General features: G+C 29.4%; 22 protein-coding genes and 1 riboswitch. Of the genes, 18 read left to right on the top strand and 4 right to left on the bottom strand.

Going from position 1 to position 22,547, the window contains the following annotated elements; translation table 11 throughout:
• Window positions 1-71: 71 nt before the first annotated feature.
• Together rodA and IR152_RS07885 are read left to right on the top strand one after the other, a co-directional pair.
• Entirely contained in the window at window positions 72-1,202 is a 1,131-nt protein-coding gene (gene rodA, locus IR152_RS07890; RefSeq protein WP_227451239.1) for a rod shape-determining protein RodA, read from the top strand.
• A gap of 39 nt (window positions 1,203-1,241) precedes the next feature.
• Window positions 1,242-1,655 carry a methylglyoxal synthase gene (locus IR152_RS07885; protein ID WP_003419061.1) on the top strand — a complete coding sequence of 138 codons (414 nt, stop codon included), beginning with the start codon at window positions 1,242-1,244 and terminating at the stop codon, window positions 1,653-1,655.
• A gap of 187 nt (window positions 1,656-1,842) precedes the next feature.
• On the opposite strand, the gene IR152_RS07880 is transcribed toward IR152_RS07885, so the two are convergent.
• Entirely contained in the window at window positions 1,843-3,036 is a 1,194-nt protein-coding gene (locus tag IR152_RS07880) for an FprA family A-type flavoprotein (protein ID WP_227451237.1), read from the bottom strand.
• 317 nt (window positions 3,037-3,353) lie between these two features.
• Here IR152_RS07880 and IR152_RS07875 point away from each other — a divergent pair, with 317 nt between their 5' ends.
• The 8 genes from IR152_RS07875 to IR152_RS07840 all read left to right on the top strand — a co-directional run bounded on the left by IR152_RS07875 (window position 3,354) and on the right by IR152_RS07840 (window position 10,196).
• Window positions 3,354-5,198, top strand: coding sequence for a TIGR03960 family B12-binding radical SAM protein (locus tag IR152_RS07875; protein WP_227451236.1), 1,845 nt, complete (start codon window positions 3,354-3,356; stop codon window positions 5,196-5,198).
• 1 nt (window position 5,199) lies between these two features.
• Window positions 5,200-5,901 carry a TIGR03936 family radical SAM-associated protein gene (locus IR152_RS07870; RefSeq protein WP_227451235.1) on the top strand — a complete coding sequence of 234 codons (702 nt, stop codon included), beginning with the start codon at window positions 5,200-5,202 and terminating at the stop codon, window positions 5,899-5,901.
• 17 nt (window positions 5,902-5,918) lie between these two features.
• On the top strand, window positions 5,919-7,340 hold the full coding sequence (locus IR152_RS07865) for an Rne/Rng family ribonuclease (RefSeq protein ID WP_227451234.1): 1,422 nt from the start codon (window positions 5,919-5,921) through the stop codon (window positions 7,338-7,340).
• Between the two features lie 100 nt (window positions 7,341-7,440).
• Complete coding sequence (gene rplU, locus IR152_RS07860) at window positions 7,441-7,752, top strand: 50S ribosomal protein L21 (protein ID WP_003419082.1); 312 nt, start codon at window positions 7,441-7,443, stop codon at window positions 7,750-7,752.
• Window positions 7,753-7,766: 14 nt separating this feature from the next.
• Window positions 7,767-8,084 carry a ribosomal-processing cysteine protease Prp gene (locus IR152_RS07855; protein WP_227451233.1) on the top strand — a complete coding sequence of 106 codons (318 nt, stop codon included), beginning with the start codon at window positions 7,767-7,769 and terminating at the stop codon, window positions 8,082-8,084.
• 13 nt (window positions 8,085-8,097) lie between these two features.
• Window positions 8,098-8,388 (top strand): 50S ribosomal protein L27, encoded by a 291-nt coding sequence (gene rpmA, locus IR152_RS07850; RefSeq protein ID WP_003419086.1) that lies wholly within the window; start codon window positions 8,098-8,100, stop codon window positions 8,386-8,388.
• A gap of 110 nt (window positions 8,389-8,498) precedes the next feature.
• Window positions 8,499-9,776: a GTPase ObgE gene (obgE, locus tag IR152_RS07845; RefSeq protein WP_227451231.1), complete on the top strand. Its 1,278-nt coding sequence runs from the start codon at window positions 8,499-8,501 to the stop codon at window positions 9,774-9,776.
• A gap of 51 nt (window positions 9,777-9,827) precedes the next feature.
• Complete coding sequence (locus IR152_RS07840; protein ID WP_227451230.1) at window positions 9,828-10,196, top strand: YhbY family RNA-binding protein; 369 nt, start codon at window positions 9,828-9,830, stop codon at window positions 10,194-10,196.
• A gap of 92 nt (window positions 10,197-10,288) precedes the next feature.
• A riboswitch (SAM riboswitch) is annotated at window positions 10,289-10,395 on the top strand.
• Window positions 10,396-10,653: 258 nt separating this feature from the next.
• Here the strand turns inward: IR152_RS07840 and IR152_RS07835 are convergent.
• Window positions 10,654-11,220, bottom strand: a complete 567-nt coding sequence (locus IR152_RS07835; RefSeq protein ID WP_227451229.1) for a tyrosine-type recombinase/integrase — start codon at window positions 11,218-11,220, stop codon at window positions 10,654-10,656.
• Window positions 11,221-11,486: 266 nt separating this feature from the next.
• Window positions 11,487-12,746 carry a sporulation integral membrane protein YlbJ gene (locus IR152_RS07830; protein WP_227451228.1) on the bottom strand — a complete coding sequence of 420 codons (1,260 nt, stop codon included), beginning with the start codon at window positions 12,744-12,746 and terminating at the stop codon, window positions 11,487-11,489.
• Between the two features lie 124 nt (window positions 12,747-12,870).
• On the opposite strand from IR152_RS07830, the gene IR152_RS07825 reads away from it, so the two are divergent.
• From IR152_RS07825 to IR152_RS07805, 5 genes are all read left to right on the top strand, one after another.
• On the top strand, window positions 12,871-13,584 hold the full coding sequence (locus IR152_RS07825; protein ID WP_227451227.1) for a FadR/GntR family transcriptional regulator: 714 nt from the start codon (window positions 12,871-12,873) through the stop codon (window positions 13,582-13,584).
• A gap of 117 nt (window positions 13,585-13,701) precedes the next feature.
• Window positions 13,702-14,976, top strand: a complete 1,275-nt coding sequence (gene larA, locus IR152_RS07820) for a nickel-dependent lactate racemase (RefSeq protein WP_227451226.1) — start codon at window positions 13,702-13,704, stop codon at window positions 14,974-14,976.
• Window positions 14,977-14,992: 16 nt separating this feature from the next.
• Window positions 14,993-15,781 (top strand): electron transfer flavoprotein subunit beta/FixA family protein, encoded by a 789-nt coding sequence (locus IR152_RS07815; protein ID WP_227451225.1) that lies wholly within the window; start codon window positions 14,993-14,995, stop codon window positions 15,779-15,781.
• Window positions 15,782-15,794: 13 nt separating this feature from the next.
• Complete coding sequence (locus tag IR152_RS07810; RefSeq protein ID WP_227451223.1) at window positions 15,795-17,015, top strand: electron transfer flavoprotein subunit alpha; 1,221 nt, start codon at window positions 15,795-15,797, stop codon at window positions 17,013-17,015.
• 10 nt (window positions 17,016-17,025) lie between these two features.
• Window positions 17,026-18,417, top strand: a complete 1,392-nt coding sequence (locus tag IR152_RS07805) for an FAD-binding oxidoreductase (RefSeq protein WP_227451222.1) — start codon at window positions 17,026-17,028, stop codon at window positions 18,415-18,417.
• Between the two features lie 260 nt (window positions 18,418-18,677).
• Here IR152_RS07805 and IR152_RS07800 read toward each other — a convergent pair whose 3' ends face one another.
• Complete coding sequence (locus IR152_RS07800; RefSeq protein ID WP_227451221.1) at window positions 18,678-19,958, bottom strand: nucleotidyltransferase; 1,281 nt, start codon at window positions 19,956-19,958, stop codon at window positions 18,678-18,680.
• A gap of 461 nt (window positions 19,959-20,419) precedes the next feature.
• Here IR152_RS07800 and IR152_RS07795 point away from each other — a divergent pair, with 461 nt between their 5' ends.
• The 3 genes from IR152_RS07795 (at window position 20,420) to rpmF (ending at window position 22,434) form a co-directional block, all read left to right on the top strand.
• Window positions 20,420-21,616 (top strand): acetate/propionate family kinase, encoded by a 1,197-nt coding sequence (locus IR152_RS07795; protein ID WP_227451220.1) that lies wholly within the window; start codon window positions 20,420-20,422, stop codon window positions 21,614-21,616.
• A gap of 92 nt (window positions 21,617-21,708) precedes the next feature.
• Window positions 21,709-22,233, top strand: a complete 525-nt coding sequence (locus tag IR152_RS07790; protein WP_227451219.1) for a YceD family protein — start codon at window positions 21,709-21,711, stop codon at window positions 22,231-22,233.
• Between the two features lie 24 nt (window positions 22,234-22,257).
• On the top strand, window positions 22,258-22,434 hold the full coding sequence (gene rpmF, locus IR152_RS07785) for a 50S ribosomal protein L32 (protein WP_003419113.1): 177 nt from the start codon (window positions 22,258-22,260) through the stop codon (window positions 22,432-22,434).
• The last annotated feature ends 113 nt before the right edge of the window (window positions 22,435-22,547 follow it).

The raw sequence follows: 22,547 nt of genomic DNA, 5'->3' as shown, positions 1-22,547 counted from the left end.
GGGGGATATCCTTATTGGTATATGCCCCTTTTATTTAATTATATGTTTAAAGATAGAAAGACGGTGATTCTTTGAAAAAAATCAATATTAATTATAAGTCGACAATTAAGTTGATAAAACAGTTAGACTGGAAACTTATAGTTACAGTATTAGCTATCTTTATTTTGGGGCTTGTTATACTTAGTAGTGCGACACATGCTAACTCAACAGGTTCATATCTTCAATTGATTAAACAAGGACTAGCTTTTGTGCTTGGTATAGGAATGATTATAGTTATACTATTTTTTGATTATAATCTTCTAGGTAGGTATTACAAAGCACTTTATATAATAAGTCTTATTTTGTTAACCATCGTTTTATTACCTGGAATTGGTACAGTAAAAGGTGGAGCTAGGTCATGGATTAACTTAGGGCCACTTGATTTGCAGACATCTGAAATAGTCAAATTAACATTTATACTCAGTTATGCAAAGATACTTGAATCCAAAAAGGATAAATTAAATACATTAAAGGAAGTCATGCCTGTTGTAGTTTATTCGCTTCCATTTATCGGATTGTTAATTGCACAGCCAGACTTGGGAACAGGGATTGTATTTTGCTCTATGATATTTGCAATGCTGTTTACAGCAGGTCTTAGCTCAAGGTTGATAAAAAGAGGGATAATCATACTGTTGGTATCAATGCCACTATTGTATTTAATGATGGCAGACCATCAGAAGATAAGAATAGAAGCTTTTCTAAATCCAGAAGATGTAACACTAAAAGGAAACTATCAAGTTATGCAATCTCTGATTGCAATAGGTTCTGGTGGTGTAACTGGTAAGGGGCTATACAATGGAAGTCAAAATCAAGAAGATTTTTTACCTGTGCAAGATAGTGATTTCATATTTGCTGTTGTAGGTGAAGAACTTGGTGTAATAGGGATGGCAGTATTAATAATCTTATTTATGATATTCCTATTAAGGCTTTTAGCAATTGCAAGAGATGCAAAAGATTTTTATGGAACCCTCATAGTAGTTGGTGTTCTGGGAATGTTTGCTTACCAGATAATCCAAAATATAGGTATGACTGTTGCGTTAATACCAGTAACTGGAGTAACATTACCTTTTGTAAGTTATGGAGGTAGTTCATTATTAACATCTTTAGCAAATTTAGGATTAGTACTAAATGTGTGTATGAGAAGAAAGAAAATAAATTTCTAGATTTAATACTTGTAAACATAAATTGAGGAGATTGAGTATATGAATATAGCATTAGTAGCACATGACCAAATGAAAAATACCATGGTCGGATTTTGTATAGGTTATGAATCAATTTTAAAGAAATATGGACTATATGCAACTGGAACTACAGGAAAAAGAATAATGGATGAAACTGAATTAAATATAAATAGGTTGGCATCTGGTCCTTTAGGTGGAGACCAACAAATAGGTTCTTTAATAGTAACGCAAGAAATAGATTTAGTTATTTTTTTAAGAGACCCATTGACATCTCAGGCTCATGAAACAGATATACAAGCTTTAATAAGACTTTGTGATGTTTATCATGTTCCAATAGCTACAAATCTAGCTTCTGCAGAAATATTTATAAAAGCTCTTGATAGGGGAGAACTATCATGGAGAGAAGTTAGAAAAAGTAAAAGTCAACGTGTTTAATAAAAGTAAATAATATAAAATTATGGGGTGTCTCAAAATGAAATTTTTAGTTTATGAGGCACTCTTTTTTGCATAAAATCAAATATATTTTCATCATTTCAACAATGAAAAAGAGGCTTATCCTGTATTTCGGATACAGCCCCATTTTCATTTGTTTTTAAATAAGAGTATTTTATAAGATTAATGACTATTTAACTAATTTTGCAAACTCTGCACCAAATGCCATACACTCTTTTAATGTCTCTTCACTAGGGAAGAATTTTTTCTTAAGAGATTCTACAGGCATTTTGAATGACATAGATTTAAGTAAAGTTTCAGCCATAGTTATACCTTCACCACTCCAACCAAATGAACCGAATACTCCTGCTATCTTGCCTTGGTTAGCCATTGGGTCTATAACAGAGAATAAATCCCACATAGGTTTAACCATAGTTTTGTTTATAGTTGGAGAACCTAATAGTATTACCTTTGATACTACTAATGTATCGTGCATTTCTGTTAATGTCATATCTTCTAAATCATATAATTCAGCTTTTGCACCTTCTTTATCAAGTCCTTCTTTTATCTTTTTAGCCATTTCTAAAGTATTGCTATAAGCTGATAAATAGAATATAGAAACTTGATTTTGATTAGTTTTATTAATAGCCTCTGTAGACCATTCAACATATCTTTTAACAGCAGCCATTGGGTCTTTAGTAAGCATTGGACCATGAGAAGTCAATATAGTATCAAATTCTATGTTTAGTCCTACTACCTTATCTACAGCACTTAAAACATGCTTAGCAAATGGTTTAACTATACAGTCATAATAGTGTTTAGCTGATTTTAGGTAATCTTCACTGTTTACTACATCTGCATCAACACTTGCAAAGTGACAACCAAATGCATCACAAGTTAAAAGAGTCTTCTCCTCTTCAATGTAAGTAAACATTGTATCAACCCAATGTAAGAATGGCGCAGTTATAAATCTAAGATTTCTTTTACCTATATTTAAAACTTCACCATCTTTTATTACATGACAATTAAAAGGTCTATTTATTTGACCATCTAAGTATAGTTTAGCAGCTTTAGTGCAAAAAACTTCTATATTAGGATTTAAATCTAATAAGTATTTTAAGCTACCAGCGTGGTCTGGTTCTGTATGATGAATTACAACATAGTCAATTTTAGCTATATCAGTAATTTCTGATAGGTTGCTTAGGAATTCATCTTTAAAGTTTGCCTTTACTGTGTCAAATAAAACCGTTTTTTCGTCCTTGATTAAATAAGAATTGTAAGTTGTTCCATACTCAGTTTCCATTATTATGTCGAATACTTTTAAACCTTCATCTACTACACCAGTAAAGTAGATATCTTTTTTTACTTCAAAAACTTTACTCATTTTTAACCCTCCTAAAATTTATCATTATACAAGTAACATACCCCATTTTAGGGTCAATGAAACAAAAGATGTCATTATAAGCCATATAAGATAATAGTTTATGTTTATAATATATCATATTTGGTAAAAAATCTGTATTTTAATAAAAATTTAATAGAAAATATCATTATATATTTTTAGATATTCTATTTTGTGAATAATATAGATTTTAAATTCAATATTTTAGTTATATTTTTGATAGAAAATATTTTATCGTGTATAATATTACTTATAAATAAGAATAAAAATAAAGCGTTTGTTTGGAGGAATTTTAATAAATGAATAAAGTAGACTTGAAAAAAATCTTAAAAAAAGTAGAAAAGCCTGCTAGATATCTTGGAAATGAAATAAATTCAATTCATAAAGATACTAGTAATAGTGAATTGATAAGATATGCACATTGCTTTCCAGATTTATATGAAGTTGGTATGAGTCATTTGGGTAGTCATATATTATATGATGTAATAAATAAGGATGAAAATGTATTTTGTGAGAGAGTGTATTCTCCTGCTGTTGATATGGAAAATATAATGAGAGAAAAAAATATACCATTGTTTGCATTAGAGTCAAGAGAGCCTATAACAAACTTCGATTTTGTTACTTTTACACTTCAATATGAACTTTCATATACTAATATCTTAAATATATTAGATTTAGCCAATATACCAATATTAAAAGAAGAAAGAAATCTGGAAGACCCATTTGTAATGGTTGGTGGTCCTTGTGCCTATAATTCCGAACCTTTAGCAAGTTTTGTAGATGTAGTAATATTAGGTGAAGGTGAAGAGGTAAATTTAGAAGTAGTAAATGAGTATAAAGAATGGAAGAAAAATAAAACGACTAGAGAAGATTTTTTATATAGAATATCAAGTATAGAGGGAGTATACATACCAAGTTTTTATGATGTAAAATACAATGAAGATGGAACAGTTCAAAGTGTAACTCCTAATAGAAATGGAATTTCTAAAAATCCTACTAAGAGAATAATAAAAGATGTTGAGACTGTAGACTATCCAGAAAAACTAATAGTACCTTATATAGACACTGTTCATGATAGAATAGTGTTGGAATTATTCAGAGGATGTACAAGAGGATGTAGATTCTGTCAAGCGGGTATGATATACAGACCAATAAGAGAAAAAAGTGTTAAAAGACTTAAGGAAATATTGGATAAATTAGTTAAGAATACTGGATATGATGAAATATCATTATCATCGCTTAGTACAAGTGATTATAGTAAATTATCTGAGCTTACTGATTATTTGGTGGACGAGTATGCTTCTAATAATATAGGGATTTCACTTCCATCTCTTAGATTAGATAACTTCTCAATGGAAATTGCTGATAAAATACAACAAGTAAGAAAGTCTGGACTTACTTTTGCTCCAGAGGCGGGAACTCAAAAACTTAGAGATGTTATAAATAAAGGTGTTACAGAAGAAGATTTGGAAAATGCAACAGAAAGAGCTTTTGAGATGGGATGGAATAGTGTCAAATTGTATTTCATGATTGGTTTACCAACTGAGACTTATGATGATTTAGATGGAATAGCTAAATTAGCTTATAAGGTTATTGATATTTATAGAAAGGTAAATGGAGGAAAGCTAAAGAGAAGTTTTAGTGTTACAGTAAGTACTTCTACATTTGTGCCAAAGCCATTTACACCTTTTCAATGGCATGGTCAAGACACTACAGAAGAAGTTGTTGAGAAGCAAAGACATTTAGTAAATAAATTGAGAAACAACAATATAAAATACAATTACCATGATTCAAAAACTAGCTTGATGGAAGCTGTAGTAGCTAGAGGGGATAGAAGGATAGGAAAAGTTATATATGATGCATTTAAACTAGGTGCAAAGTTTGATGGATGGGCAGAATATTTTAATTTGGATATATGGAAGGAAGCTATGGAAAAAAATAATCTTTCTATAGATTTTTATGCACATAGAACTAGAAATTATGAAGAGGTATTTCCTTGGGACCATATAGATGTAGGCGTTAGTAAAAAATTCCTAATTAGAGAAGATGAAAATGCTAAAAAAGAAAAAATCACTTCTGATTGTAGACATAATTGCAATGGCTGTGGAATAAATATACATGATATAGGAAGGGGGCTTTGCTAATATGAGTAAGATAATAAGAGTAAAATTTAAAAAGGAAGGCGATATGATATATATATCACATCTTGACCTTCAGAGACTATTACAAAGGGCATTTAGAAGAGCCGAAATAAATTTATCACATTCTCAAGGATTTAATCCTCATCCTAAGATGAGTTATGGTAATGCTTTGGCTTTAGGTACAGAAAGCCAAGGTGAGTATGTAGATATTGAGATAGAAGAAGACGACTTATCAGTAGAGGGATTTTTAAGTAAAGTATCAGTTCAACTTCCAGAGGGGATAGAATTTATCAAAGCAAAAGAAATTGATAGACAAACACCTTCTCTTTCTTCTGTGATAGATTATGGAGAGTATTTGTTTAATATAGATTTGAAAAGACCTATGACTAAAGAGTTTGTAAAAAGAAAAGTAATCGATTTTATGAACAATAAAGAAATAATCATAACGAAAAAGAATAAAAAAGGTAAGATGGTTGAAGTAGATATAAGACCTATGATAAGGACTTTTGATGTTTTAAATTTAGAAGATGAACATATTACCCTTACTGCCACTATAGCTACAGGTTCAAAAACTAATTTAAATACTAATATACTTATTCCAAAGATATTAGAGATGTTTGAACTTGATATTGACCCATTAGATGTTGATATATTGAGAAGAGATTTATATGTATTAGAAGATGGGGAATTAGTGACTCCTATGTAGGCTCGAGAGGTGAAGTTGTGAAAAAGATAGTTATTGAGTCCTTAATAGGGTCTCAGAAAACAGCAGTACTTGAAGATGAAAGATTAACAGAACTTTTTGTTGAAGATAATTTAAATAAGAAGACTGTATCCAATATATATCGTGGAATCGTAAAAAAAGTTATACCAGGAATAGAAGCTTGTTTTGTGGATATTGGATTTAATAAGCTTGCCTATTTACAATTAAGAAAAGGAAGCACTATAAAGTCTGGTCAGGATATTTTAGTTCAGGTAAATAAAGAAGAAATAGGAACTAAAGGTGCAAAATTAAATACTGAGATTAGTATTTCTGGAAGGTATATTGTCTATATACCTTCCAATGATAGAACTACAATATCAAATAAAATTACTGATGAAAAAGAACGATTTAGATTAAAAAAAATTACTAAGGCAGTAAACAAAGAAAATTTAGGATTAATAATAAGAACTGAGGCTCAAGGTTGTACCCATGATGAAATAAAGAAAGATATAGAAGAGTTGAAATCAAAGTATGAAAATATTTTAAAAGAATATAAACTTGGCATGGGACCAAAATTATTATATAAATCTTTAGATTTTGCAACCAAATATGTAAAAGATAATGTAAATGATGATGTTGAATCTATAATTACTAATAGTTATGATAAGTACTTTGAACTTAAGTCTATTTTAAGATATATAGATAAGACTTATGTTGATAAACTATGTCTTGAAGAAAATAGAGATGTATTTGATTTATATAGAATAGAATCTCAAATAGAAAAATTATTAAATAAAAAGGTATGGTTGAAGAGTGGAGGTTACTTAATAATCGAAAAGACAGAAGCTCTTACAGTTATAGATGTTAATACAGGTAAGTTTGTTGGAACTGGTAAACTTGATGAAACTGTTTATAAAACGAATCTTGAAGCTGCAAAAGAAATTGTAAGGCAACTTAGAATTAGAGATATAGCTGGAATAATAATAATTGATTTTATTGACATGCATAAAAAGAAGCATCAAAATGAGGTTTTACACATCCTAAAAGAAGAATTTAATAAAGATAAAAGAAAAGTTGAAGTATTAGGTATGACGAAACTTGGTTTAGTAGAAGTTGCTAGGCGTAGAGAAAAAGAATCTATTGATAAGTATTATTTAATGGATTGTCCATGTTGTGATGGTGAACAAACAACAAAGTCTGTACATCATGTACTAGATAGTATTGAAAAAGAAATTATGAGAATAAGTGAACATACTGTTTACAAAAACATAATAGTAGAGTTTAATGATTTTATTTTTAAACAAATAAAAGAATATTATATGGATATAATTGATAAAATTGGTGAAAAATATAATATAAAGATTTCTTTAAACGCAAATAGTACATTAAAGCACAATAAAACCAATGTTATTTTTGATAAAATAGTTGACAATAAAATGTAAATATTTTATAATTAATAATTGTAATGCCGCACAGTAAAGGTTTAAATCTTCAAATGAAGTACCTTGTACTGGCGAGTTTGAGACCGAGGAGGTGTATTTAATGTACGCTATAGTAAAAACTGGTGGAAAGCAATATAAAGTTTCTGAAGGTGATGTATTATTCGTTGAAAAATTAGAAGCTAACGCAGGTGATGTTGTTACTTTAAACGAAGTATTAGCTTGCTCTAAAGATGGAGAATTAAAATTAGGTTCTCCAGTAGTAGAAGGAGCATCTGTTCAAGCTAAAGTTGTTGAACAAGGTAAGGCTAAGAAAGTTATAGTTTTCAAGTATAAAGCAAAAAAAGATTACAGAAGAAAACAAGGACATCGTCAATCATACACTAAGATAGTTGTAGAAAAAATAAACGCTTAATTATTGGTTAAGTTATGATAAAGGTTAAATATTATTATAATGATGATTTCTTGTTACAAGGTTTTTGTTTAAAGGGACATGCTGATTTTGCTGAAATAGGCTATGATATAGTATGTGCTGCAGTTACATCTAATGCTATTGCAGTTATAAATTCTTTAGACAAATTACAAAAGATTGGATTTGAAAAAGTAGTAGGAGAAGAAGGTCATATAGAGTGTATAGTTAAAGATACACATATAAAAGACGCACAATTATTACTAAATCATTTTCAATTAGCGGTTGAAGAAATTAAACGGGAATACCCAAAAAATATAAAAATTTTAAAAAAGTAGGGGGTGACTCCATATGTTAAACATGAATTTACAATTATTAGCATCTAAAAAAGGGGTAGGTTCTTCTAAAAATGGTAGAGATTCTATATCTAAGAGATTAGGTGTTAAGAGATTCGATGGTCAATTAGTAACTGCTGGAAGTATAATAGTTAGACAAAGAGGAACTAAAATACATCCAGGAACTAATGTTGGAAAAGGTAGTGATGATACTTTATTTGCATTAGTTGATGGTACTGTTAAATTCGAAAGAAAAGACAAGAAGAGAAAAAAAGTTAGTATATATCCAGTAGCAATAGCTGAGTAATATACATAAAAGGAGTGTTGAGGCACTCCTTTTTCTTGTAATACTGATGAATTTATAATAGTATTTTTGGTAATGCTAATTAAAAGTTTTTAATTAAGTAGGTGAAGAATTTGTTTATAGATAAGGCAAGAATATTTGTTAAGGCTGGAAATGGTGGAAATGGTTCGGTAGCATTTAGAAGAGAAAAATATGTTCCAGCTGGTGGACCAGATGGCGGAGATGGCGGTCGTGGAGCAAGCATTGTATTTGAAGTTGATTTAGGTCTTAGAACTCTAATGGACTTTAAGTATCAGAAAAAATATCAAGCTCAACATGGTGGTGACGGAAGCAAAGGTAAAAGAGCTGGTAAAAATGGAGAAAATTTAATATTAAAAGTACCAGCAGGTACAGTAATAAGAGATGAGGCAACAGGTCTTGTACTAGCAGATTTGAAGAAAGAAGGAGATACAGCTATAGTTGCAAAAGGTGGTATAGGTGGTAAAGGTAATCAACACTTTGCAAATGCTGTAAGACAAGCTCCAGCTTTTGCAAAATCTGGTACAGATGGAGAAGAAAGATGGATAACTCTTGAACTTAAAATGATAGCAGATGTAGGTCTTTTAGGGTTCCCAAATGTAGGTAAATCAACATTTTTATCAGTTGTGACTAAAGCTAAACCTAAAATTGCAAACTATCACTTTACAACACTTACACCAAATCTAGGTGTTGTTCAAACTAAGTTTGGAGATAGTTTTGTACTTGCAGATATACCTGGAATTATAGAAGGTGCTTCTGAAGGTGTAGGATTGGGTCATGAGTTCTTAAGACATGTTGAGAGGACAAAGGTATTGATACATATTGTAGATATATCTGGCTTAGAGGGAAGAGACCCTATTGAAGATTTTGACAAGATAAATGATGAGCTTAAATTGTACAATGAAAAGCTTTCAAAGAGGCCACAAGTTGTAGTTGCAAATAAATTTGATATATTAGAAGATGAAACTAAGTTTGAGAAGTTTAAGAGTGAATTAGAAGGCAGAGGATATACAGTATTTAAAATGTCAGCAGTAACTCGTCAAGGTATAGACGATGTAATAGCCTATGTTTCTAAAATGCTAAAAGAAGTAGAAGATGTGGAATTAGTTTCAGAAGAAGAAATGTACAGACCAGAACTTGATATTGGTACTGAAGAAGAGCTAAGTATAGATATTGAAGATGGTGTGTATGTAGTTACAGGTAAAGCACTTAGAAGAATAATGTATTCTGTAAATTTTGATGATATGGAATCACTTCAATATTTCCAAAAAGCTATGGAAAGTCAAGGTGTTTTTGATAGGCTTAGAGAAATGGGAATAGAAGATGGAGATGTGGTTAAAATTTACGAATTAGAATTTGAGTTTTACAATTAATTTAAGTATAGATTACAGATAATTTAAGTATAGAATTATAGAGGTGAGAATATGTTAAAAGGAAAACAAAGGGCGTATTTAAGGTCTTTGGCAAATACTTTAAAGCCTACTACACAAATCGGTAAAGAAGGTGTCACAGAAAGTTTCTTAGAGCAATTAGATGGTATGTTAAGAACTAGAGAGTTAGTAAAAGTTACTATATTAGAAAATGCAGGTCTTGATGCTAAGGAAACTGCCAATGCAGTATGTGAAGCTTTAAGAGCAGAATTTGTGCAGGCTATTGGTTTTAAATTTACTATTTATAAGAGAAACATTGATGAGCCTAAGATACTTTTCCCAGGACATGAACAGGCAAAAGCAAAGACTAAAAATAATAATGTTACAAAAAAAGGTAAACCCACTAAAAGAGCAGTTAGATAATAGTTTATATCCTTTTATGAAAATAAGTTAAAAAAATAGTGACAATTTGGAAGAAACTGTATTATACTATTAAACATAAATTTAAATTAGCAATCTTATCAAGAGAGGCAGAGGGACTGGCCCTATGAAGCCCAGCAACCAGTATATTTTATTATACGTTGGTGCTAAATCCTGCAGCAGTTATGCTGAAAGATGAGTATAAATCCGTCATATGGCTTGAGTTTATACTCAAGCTTTTTTGATTTGTATATATAAATAATTTAATATAATAAAAATGATGGGGTATGTAACAGTGAAGATAGCAATATTAGGGTATGGAACAGTAGGAAGTGGATTAATTGATTTAATAGAAAATAATACTTCAAAAAGAGTGTCTCATGAACTAAAAGGTTCATTTTGAGACACTCCTTTTTAGTATCTGGTGAATTAATAAGATAACAGAATGTATACGTTATAATTATCCAATAAAGAAATTTTCACTAGCTTCATTAATAGCTTGCTGAGTTACCCTTATATATCTCTGTGTAGTGGCAACAGAGCTATGATTTAACAGTTCCTTAACCAATTCTAAGTTATTGTTACTCTTTTCAAATTGAGTAGTAGCGTAGAGCTTTCTAAAGCTATGTGTACTTATATTATACAAATTTAAGTATCTGCAAATTATCCTCAATTGTTTCTGAATAGCTTTTGTCTTTATATTTACTAAATAGTCATCTGATTTAAGATTATATTTTCTTGCATGTTCATTTATAGATTCAATTATATTTTTATTAACTGGTCTATATTGTAATTTACCTGTCTTTTTTTCATTTATTTCTAACATATTACCTTTAAAATTACCTATTTTTAATCTTAAAATATCTGATATTCTTAGACCTAAATTAGCTTCTAACATTAGTGCCAACGCAACTTTAGGATTTTTTCTAAATCTTTTTTCAATGCCATTTTCACTATAAATAAAGCCAGTATGTAATAGTTCCATTATCTTTTTATATTCGTCTATTTCTATAGGTCTTGTTGCCATTTTCAACCACTCCTCTTAGTTTGATTTGGTAAGTTTAGGTCGGTATTTATTATATAATATAAATTAAATATTATATAATGGAATAATATTCCAATAAACTTATACAAGTGTGATATATGTGATTAAGGAGAATTTTTGAAAAATATTTCTGATAAAATTATCAAATTGTGATGAAATAACTATGCTGTTAAACTAATTAAAAAGGTTATTAAAATTATGACAAATATAATAAAAAAATGGAAGTATTTAGTCAATTTTTGTTAGTTTTATTTTTTTCGTAAAAATTTTCTAATGAAAAAAGTATTTTTATATCTTATCAGTTTCCCACTTGTAGATAAATTTTTCATATGCTTTTTAGCAATAAATACAGCTGAGATTAGATAGATTATTACTATAATTTGAAGAATTGTATCATAATAGCTAAGATAATAAAACCAGATTAAATTGTTATATATAACATTGTATGTATCAGCAAAGCTGGAAACCAATACAGTAGAGTTTGCAATTGGATAAAGTATAAATATAAATATAGCAGCTAAAACTCCGTGTGCAAACTTACTTAGTATGTATAATTTTAAGTCTATATCTGTTTTTGATAAAAATGTACAGCATTGAGCTAGGATGGACAATCCACTAAATCCTATCAAAAAGCTAGCTAAAGATGCTCTTAAAATTTCTGGAGTACTTGTTACACTAGATACCTTGTTGCAACCTATAGTAATTTCAAATAGACCACTTACAAATGCTTGACAAAGTTCTTTATTGACACCTAAAAATGAAAGAGGCAAATATATAACTGATGCTATTAATGAGATTACATTAAAAAGAGATAGTATTTTAAATACTACTGAAAAAACAATTACAAATCCACCAACTGTAAGTAATGTATTTACTCCATTAAATACAGCATTTCCAAATAGAACAAAAAAACCATTCCCACTTGAATTCCTAATGTTGATTATATTTTTTATGTTTGTTTTTAAATCCAATTTTGTCTTTGGAAGACTTTCATTACCATAGTTTCTAAAGAAAAGACCAACCAATATAGTTCCTAGATAATGGCAGAGAATCATTAAGTAACCTAAGTTTGAATTTTGGAACATACCTGTACCGACTGAACCTATTATGAATAAAGGTCCTGATGTAGAACAAAAAGACACAAGTCTTTGGGCCTCATGCTTAGAAATTTGTCTACTATTTCTAAACTCAGAGGCCAAACTTACTCCCACTGGATAACCAGATACTGTAGATATAGCAAAAGCTAAAGCACTCTTTCCTGAAACATTAAACACAAGTCTAGTTATGGGATTGATAATAAATCCTATAATATCCACTATTTTTAAATCTACAATTAAGTTTGCTCCAATTATAAATGGTAGTAGTGATGGAACTAAAACATTAGACCATATAGCAAAGCCCTCTCTTGCAGATTTTATAGCTTCATTTGGGTATAGGATAATGCCTAAAACTAGAACTCCAACTATGATAGATGGAGCAAAAAAAGCAATAATTTTATTTTTTTTCATAATATCACCTGTAAATTTGAGTTATAAGATATTATATTAAAAGTAATAAAAATATATGAATGTAATGACTTAAGATATATAATAGATATATATTACAACAACGATTATCACATTGGAGGAAAAAATGTTTAATAGTATAGCTAGTAAAAAAGTTTATGAACAAGTAATTGAGCAAATACAATATAAAATACTAAATGGAGAGTTAAAAAAGGGTGATAAATTACTATCAGAAAGAGAATTGTCTGAGCAAATGAACGTAAGTAGAACTTCCATCAGAGAAGCTATTAGAGTATTAGAGACTATGGGAGTGATAGAAAGCAGACAGGGTGAAGGAAATTTTATATGTACAAATATAGAAAAAACTTTAATAGAACCCTTATCTATGATTTTTAAACTTAATAATGGTACACTTGAAGATATATTAGAGCTTAGAATAATTTTAGAAATTGAGACTGCAAAACTAGCTTCAAAGAGAATAACTTCTTCTGAAGCTATAGAGTTGAAAAGTATAATAGATGAAATGAAAATAGAAACTAATAAAAAAGATAATAATCGGGCGTTGGTTTTATTAGACCAAAAATTTCACAGTAAACTGGCAACATTGAGTAAAAATTATTTAATTCAAAGTCTTTTTATGACAGCATCAAAATTATTTGATGGATTTATAGAAGATGCAAGAGAAAAAATAATCGCAGAGCCCTTTAATGAAAATATATTACTTAAGCAGCATGAGGCTATATACAATGCAGTTGTAGAAAATAATATAGAGCTTGCATGTGAGAAAGTAAAGGAACATATGAATTTTATAAGTAAAAATTATAGAAAAAATGAAAATTAAAAGTTTGTTATAAAATAAATTATTCTTGCAAATGGTAGATAATGGTACTATTATATAAATGTAAAACTGGTATGACCACATACCAATTTTATAGTTTATTATAATAGGAGATTAAAAATGGTAAAGTTAAAAGTACCGTATTCAAAACAAGGAATGATTTTAGAAATACCTGAGAAACGTTTTCTTGGGGTTTTAGAGGCAAAATTGGATAATTATATAGAACATAAGACTCAAGAAGAAATAGTTGAAGAATCTATGAATAATCCTATAGGCTCTAGTTCACTGGAAGAACTAGTTAAGGGGAAAAAGAATGTAGTCATAATTACAAGTGACCATACAAGACCTGTACCAAGTAGAATAACTATGCCAATTATATTAAGAAGAATTAGGAAGGTTAATCCAGAAATTGAAGTGAAGATTATGGTGGCAACTGGATTTCATAGGGCAAGTACAAGAGAAGAACTAGTTTATAAAATGGGAGAAGAAATAGTAGATAACGAAGATATAGTTATGCACGTGTCTACTGATGACGAATCTATGTGTAAGGTAGGCGTATTACCTTCAGGTGGAGATTTATATATAAACAAACTAGCATATGAGGCAGAACTTTTAATAGCAGAAGGTTTTATAGAACCTCATTTCTTTGCAGGTTTTTCAGGTGGCAGAAAAAGTGTACTTCCAGGAATTGCATCTGCAAAGACTATAATGTATAACCATTGTAGTGACTTTATAGACAGTGATAATTCAAGGACTGGAAAATTGAATAATAATCCTATTCATGAGGATATGGTATATGCAGCTAAAGTTGCAAAACTAGCATTCATATTGAATGTTGTAATAGATAAAGATAAAAAAATAATTGCCTCTTTTGCTGGTGATGTCGAAAAAGCACATACTAAAGGGTGTAAATTTGTAACAGAGTTATCGAAAGTAAATCCTATAAAATCAGATATTGTTGTAACTACAAATGGTGGATATCCACTAGACCAAAATATTTATCAATCTGTTAAAGGGATGACAGCAGCCGAAGCTACTTGTAGAGAAGGTGGAGTAATAATAATGATTGCGGCTTGTAATGATGGTCATGGTGGTCAATCTTTTTATGAAAATGTGGCAAATGCAGATTCTCCAAAACAACTTTTAGATAAAATTAGAAGTGTCAGCAGATTAAACACAATTCCAGACCAATGGGAATTTCAGATACTAGCAAGAATACTATCTAAATATACTGTAATAATGGTAACAGATAAATGTAATCCTGAAATGATAAAAAAAATGCATATGAAACATGCATTTAATTTTAGAGAAGCTTTAGAAATGGCAACTAGTATAGTTGGTAAAGAGAGTAAAGTAGTAGTTATACCTGATGGAGTTTCAGTTATAGTTAAATAAAAAAGGAGTGTACTTTATGGAAATTTTGACATGTATTAAACAAGTGCCTGGAACAACTTCAGTAGAAGTTGATGAAACTACAGGAGTACTAAAGAGAGATGGAGTAGATTCAAAAATGAATCCTTATGACTTATATGCTTTAGAAACAGCACTTAGAATAAAACAAAAGAAAGGAGCTAATCTAAAAGTACTTAGCATGGGTCCTCCTCAAGCAAAGAAGGTAATTAAAGAAAGCTTTATGATGGGAGCTGATGAAGGAGCATTAATAAGTGATAGGAGATTTGGAGGGGCAGATGTATTGGCTACTTCTTATACCATATCACAAGGTATTAAGAAGATGGGAAGGGTAGATTTGATAATTTGTGGAAAACAAACTACTGATGGTGATACAGCACAGGTTGGACCTGAAGTAGCTGAGTTTTTAGATATACCTCATGTTACTAATGTTACAAAATTAATTGATGTTAAAGATGAAAGTATAGTTGTTGAAATAGATATGCCAAATGATTTACAAGTATGTGAGATTGAATATCCATGTTTAATAACTGTAGAAAAAGATATTTTTCAACCAAGACTACCTTCATTTAAATTAAAATTAGATACTAAAGATAGAAAAATACCTGTATATAGCCTAGATGATTTTGAAGATAAAGACGAAAATAATTATGGGCTCAATGGTTCTCCTACTCAAGTTGTAAGAATATTTCCTCCAAAGCCAAACACAGATAAAAATATTGTGAGAGGAAATGCAGATGAACTAAGTTCTGCGCTTGTAAATAAATTAGAGGAATTAAAATTGGTGTAAGGAGGAGTAATAAATGTCAAAGATAGTTGTAAATCAAGATAAAATAACTGACTTAAAGGGAGTATTAGAAATATGTCCTTTTGGGGCTATAGAAGAAAAGTCAGGTATAGTAGAGATAAGTGCTGGCTGTAAGATGTGTAAGTTATGTGTCAAAAGTGGACCAAAAGGTGCATTTGAATTTATAGAGAGTAGTAAAGTACAACTTAATAAAGATGAATGGAGGGGAGTTGCAGTATATGTTGAACATCACAATGGAAATATACATCCTGTAACGTATGAGCTTATAGGTAAGGCTCGTGAGATGGCATCAAAAATAAAACAACCTGTGTATTGTGTGTTTGTGGGAAAAGACATAAGAGATAAGTGCAGTAATTTGATTTCTTATGGTGTGGATGAGGTATTTATATATGATGAAGATGAATTTAAAGATTTTAGAATAGAACCATATTCAAAAGCAATAGAAAACTTCATAAATAAAATAAAACCAACAATAATGTTAGTTGGTGGAACTACACTAGGTAGGTCATTGGCTCCAAGACTTGCTGCTAGATTTAGAACAGGTCTTACAGCAGATTGTACAATACTTGATATTCAATCAAATACAGATTTAGACCAAATAAGACCTGCTTTTGGCGGAAATATAATGGCTCATATAAATACACCAAATAATAGACCACAATTTGCAACTGTAAGGTATAAAATATTTTCAGTACCAGAAAAAGTAGAAAATGCAACGGGTAAAGTAACATTATGTGAAATAGAAAAAAATGAGTTGAAATCTAAGATTAAAGTACTAAGTGTAAAAGAAAAAAATAAAGAAGTGGGTCTTGAAGAAGCTGAAGTAATAATAGTAGCGAGTAGAGCAATAAAAAAACAAGAAGATATGGAGATGATATATAAATTAGCTGATAAGTTAAATGCTCAAGTTGCAGGAACAAGACCTGTAATAGAAGCAGGTTGGATAGATGCTAAAAGACAAATAGGTCTTAGTGGTAGAACTGTAAAGCCTAAGCTTATAATAACTTGTGGTGTATCTGGAGCTGTTCAATTTGTTGCAGGGATGCAGGGTGCTGACTATATAGTAGCCATAAATAAAGATGATAAGGCACCTATACTTGATGTAGCACATCTAGCCTTAATAGGAGATATTTACGATATTATTCCTAAATTGATTGAAAAGATAGAAAATAAAAAAGATGATAATCAAAAATATATAGCATCAGCAGCTAAATAGGGGGATAGAAATGTATAAATTAGTTGATAAAAAAGATATAGAATTTTTAATAGATACTTGTGGAGAAGAAAATGTAGTAGTTGGAAGTAATATAAATGAAGATTTCTCACATGATGAACTTGGAGGGATTGAGAAGTACCCTGAAGTTTTAGTAAATGTGCTTGAAACTGAACAAGTATCTAAAATAATGAAGTACGCATATGAAAATAATATACCAGTCACACCAAGAGGTCAAGGTACTGGTCTTGTAGGTGCTGCTGTTGCCATAAATGGTGGAATAATGATTAATCTGTGCAAAATGAATAAAATACTTGAAGTTGATTATGAAAATTTAACATTGACAGTAGAGCCAGGTGTTTTGTTGATGACAATAGGTCAATATGTTCAAGATAGAGATTTATTTTATCCACCTGACCCAGGTGAGAAAAGTGCTACAATTGCGGGGAATATAAACACTAATGCAGGTGGTATGAGAGCAGTAAAATATGGCGTCACAAGAGATTATGTAAGAGGTCTTGAAGTTGTACTGCCAAATGGAGAAATTATAAATGTAGGTGGAAAGATAGTTAAAAATAGTTCTGGATATAGTATAAAGGACTTATTAGTAGGTTCAGAAGGTACTTTAGGAATAGTTACTAAAGCTATATTAAAATTGCTTCCTTTACCAAAGAAAAGCATAAGTTTGCTTATACCATTTCCAAATTTATCAATGGCAATAGAAACTGTTCCTAAAATAATAAAATCAAAATCAATACCAACAGCTATAGAATTTATGGAAAGAGATGTGATACTGGCAGCAGAAGAATTTTTAGGTAAAAAGTTTCCAGATAATACATCAGATGCTTATCTTTTACTTACATTTGATGGAAATAGTACTGAAGATATAGAAAAAGAATATGAAAAAGTAGCTAATTTATGTCTAGAAAATGGTGCATTAGATGTATTTATATCAGATACACAGGAAAGAAATGATTCTATATGGTCAGCTAGAGGTGCATTTTTAGAGGCTATAAAGGCATCTACTACACAGATGGATGAATGTGATGTAGTTGTTCCAAGAGATAAGATAGCAGAGTTTATAAGATACACTCACGAGCTTCAAGATAAATTAAAAATAAGAATAAAAAGTTTTGGTCATGCAGGAGATGGAAATCTACACATATATATTTTAAAAGATGGTATGGATGACAATACATGGAAAATGAGATTAAAAGAAACTTTTGACTGTATGTATAAAAAGTCTAGAGAACTTAGTGGTCAAGTTTCTGGTGAGCATGGTATAGGATATGCTAAAAAAGAGTACTTGCATGAATCAAATTCAGATGCTTATATGATGTTAATTAAAAATATAAAGTTAGCTTTTGACCCTAAAAATATTTTAAATCCAGGGAAAATATATTAGAAATATTAATTTAATAATGTTTGCAAAACAAAAAATATAAAATTATATTTAAATGTAATATTTTAAAATTTACTCTTAAATCTAAAGCTAAATTGTAAAAGTTTTAGGATGGCAATATTTACTTAAATTTAGAAAGTTAGATAATATTTAAGTTGATGTTGCCATCCTAAAAGCCTGTGTACGTAGATAAAGTAAGATTATTGTGTCTTGTATAAAGTGTTAATAAAATAGTTTTTTACAAATATAGTTATTTTAAAAATCTATTTTATATAGATTGGATGAGTGTAAAAATCCATAGGACCTTTTATTAAGTCTTTATTATTTTTATAATATACTGAGTTGTATATATTTGTAGATTTTATGTCATAACTTATGAGTGTTCTAAAAATAACATCATCTAATGAAAATGATATATTTGAGAATTTATTTATTATTTTTATTTCAGATTTATTTTTTATCTCTTTTAGGATTTCTCTACCTTTGTCATTAAAAGCAAGTATTCTTATATAAGGGATTACATCTATATTTTTTACAAGTTGTATATCACTTTTTTTAATACCTAACAATATATTATTTAAAGTTCGTTTGATTTTAGTTAAAGTGTATCGCTTAGATTTAATTGATAGTTGTAGTTCATGTAGAGATTTAGATGTAAAAATATTTTTGTAAATTTTGTTTTCTATGCCTTCATTTACCTCAAAATAATCTTTTAAAGTGTCTATATCTCTAAGTATAATTGTATTTAAAGCATCAAAGAAGAAGTTATCAAACATAGGTAAAAAACCATTATCTATTTTTTCATTTAGGATATTATAAGTTTTTTCTGGAATAACATTTTTTAAATAAAAAAGGTTTATATTTTCTTTAAGTGAAGTTCTTATAGCAGTAGCCGAGCAAATGTCACTATCAATTTCTTCAGAATTATATTCTGATTGAACTCTAGAGATAGTAAATGGTTTTATACTACTATTTAAATAGATGAGGTTTTTTATATATTCTATGCCAAGTATATTGTTTGATGAATTTAATATTTTTGATAATTGTTCCTTTGAAGAATTCTGTATAAAGTTATTTTTTTTGTATTGATGTATATAATCAAAAAGTGCATTAGCTCTAGCTGTTGGGAATAACAGACCATCATCTAAATATTTTTTTAAAAGTAGCTTAAATTTATCTGGTTCATTTGCTAAAATCTCGGCGATATTATAAAGAATTTCTGTATCTCCTTCTTCACTACCAAAACATATAGAATTTATACAGTTTAGTGAATTTAAAACTGTTGTAGCACCATGAGAAAAAATTTCAGCACTTTGACAAGCAAATAGAGTTGGTAATTCTATAACTAAGTCTACACCATTTTCGACAGCGATTTTTGCTCTAGTATATTTATCAAATAAAGCTGGTTCACCTCTTTGTAGAAAGTTTCCACTCATTATTGCTACAGTATGTGTTGCATTTGTTTTTTCTATAGATTTAGATAAGTGATATATATGCCCATTGTGAAATGGGTTATATTCAACTATTAATCCAAGTACATTCATAAAATACTCCTTTTATCTTTAGTTATTTTATATATATCGTAATTTATTACAATATGTATAAAATTTAAAAATTTAATTATAAAGCTAAAAAACGTAAAAAAATTTACAAAAATGTAGAAATTCTACATAATAAAAAACTAATTAAATGTTATTAAAATAACTTTATTAGAGCTTTATATTATATTATTATAGCAAATGGGAAAGAATAATCTACATTAAGTTAATTTATTGATATATTATTAGTAAAATACACAATTTACTATACTAGAAATATGATATAATATAAAAAAAAAGTATATACTTTTATATTAAAAGGTGATATATTATTTATGAAAATCGTTTAATGTATACAATAATATATCTATGACAAAATAATAAAAGATAGAGTTTTATTTAGACATTTATTACAAATCAAAATTTATTACATATTATTTATAAAAAAATCTAAGGAGGAAATAATAATGAAAATATTAGTATTAAACTGCGGGAGTTCTTCATTAAAATATCAATTAATAGATATGAGTAATGAAGAAGTTTTATGTATAGGGTTAGTTGAGAGAATAGGAATAGAAGGTTCTATACTAAAACATGAAAAAGCAGGTAGAGATGATAAATACGTTGTTGAACAACCAATGAAGGACCATAAAGATGCAATAGCATTAGTTTTAGAGGCTGTTGCTCATCCAGAATTTGGTGCAGTTAAAGAAATGAAAGAAATAGATGCAGTAGGACATAGAGTTGTGCATGCTGGAGAAAAATTTGCAACTTCAGTAGTAATAACTCCAGAAGTAGAAGAAGCTTTAAAAGAGTGTATAGATTTAGCTCCACTTCATAATCCAGCAAACATAATGGGAATAGATGCTTGTAAAGCTATACTTCCAGATGTACCAATGGTAGGAGTATTTGATACTGCTTTCCATCAAACAATGCCTAAATCTTCATATTTATACGGTTTACCTCATGAGTTATACACTAAATATGGGGTAAGAAGATATGGATTCCACGGAACTTCTCACAACTATGTATCTCAAAGAGCAGCAGAGATATTAGGAAAAGATATAAAAGATTTAAAAATAGTAACTTGTCACCTAGGAAATGGTGCTTCTATAGCTGCTGTTGATGGTGGAAAATGTGTAGATACATCTATGGGATTCACTCCATTAGAAGGATTAATAATGGGAACTAGATGTGGAGATATAGACCCAGCTATATTACCTTTCTTAATGAGAAAAGAAGGTTTAGATGCTGATGGATTGGATAAATTAATGAACAAAGAATCTGGAGTATATGGAATGACTGGAATTTCTAGTGACTTCAGAGATATAGAAGATGCAGCTAAAAATGGAGACGAAAGAGCTCAAGCAACATTAGAAGCTTATGTTAAAAAAGTACAAAAATATATAGGTGCTTATGCTGCTGAGATGAATGGATTGGATGTCGTAGTATTTACTGCAGGTGTTGGTGAAAATGGAAAAGCTATAAGAGCAGACATAGCTTCTAACATGGAGTTTTTAGGAATGAAATTAGATAAAGAAGCTAATGATGTTAGAGGAAAAGAAACAGTAATATCTACTGCTGATTCTAAAGTAAAAATGCTTTTAATACCAACTAATGAAGAATTAATGATAGCTAGAGATACATTAAGATTAGTAAAATAATTTAAGTAAACTGATGCCTATCAAGTAAAAATACTTGACAAACAAATGCTAGATTTGTATAATAAATTTGGTGATATGTTGAGGTGAACTTAATGAAAGTTAGTATAGAAAAAATAAATAGAAAAGAAACTGACAAAATAGACTTGAATTTTTGTGAAAAAATTGATACTATTAGTTATTGTGATGAGATTTACAAATTAGTATCACCTGTAAATTTAAAAGGGAAAGTGTCAAAGACTAATAAAGGTTTATATCTAGATATAGATGTCAATTTTACAGTTGTTGACAATTGTTCAAGATGTCTTAAAGAAGTAGAAATACCATTAGAGTATTCTATAGAAGGTTTTTTAGTAAAAGAAGAAGATTATGATGAAGATGAGTTTGAGGAATTTGATCCTTTTATATTCGATGGTGAAGAAATCGACCTTGTTGATATAATAGAACAGACATTAGATTTTAATGTACCTCATAAAGTTCTTTGTAGTGAAAACTGTAAAGGTCTTTGTCAAGTATGCGGAGCAAACTTAAATGAAGAAGAGTGTTCTTGCAGTGAAATTACAAACGATGAGGAATACATAGATCCTCGTTTTGCTAAATTAAAAGATTTATTTAATTAAATTTTGACTAAGGAGGTGGCGTAAATGGCAGTACCAAAGCGTAAAACGTCTAAATCAAACACAAAAATGAGAAGAGCAGCTAACTCAAAGATGGAAGCAACAGGATTTGTAAGTTGCCCACAATGTCATGAGCCAAAATTACCACATAGAGTGTGTCCAGACTGTGGATATTATAAAGGTAAAGAAGTTGTATCTAAGTAATAGCTTCTAAAAAACATGTAGAGTATACTCTACATGTTTTTTTTGTACATATAAAAAAAGATGATTTACTAGAGAAATAAGTGGATTTTATGCATATTAAAAAATAGAAAAAT

It is taken from the genome of Clostridioides sp. ES-S-0108-01 (assembly GCF_020662285.1).
Lineage (GTDB): Bacteria > Bacillota > Clostridia > Peptostreptococcales > Peptostreptococcaceae > Clostridioides.
The sequence above is the reverse complement of the archived record's forward strand: the minus strand, read 5'-3'. Positions and strand labels throughout refer to the sequence as shown.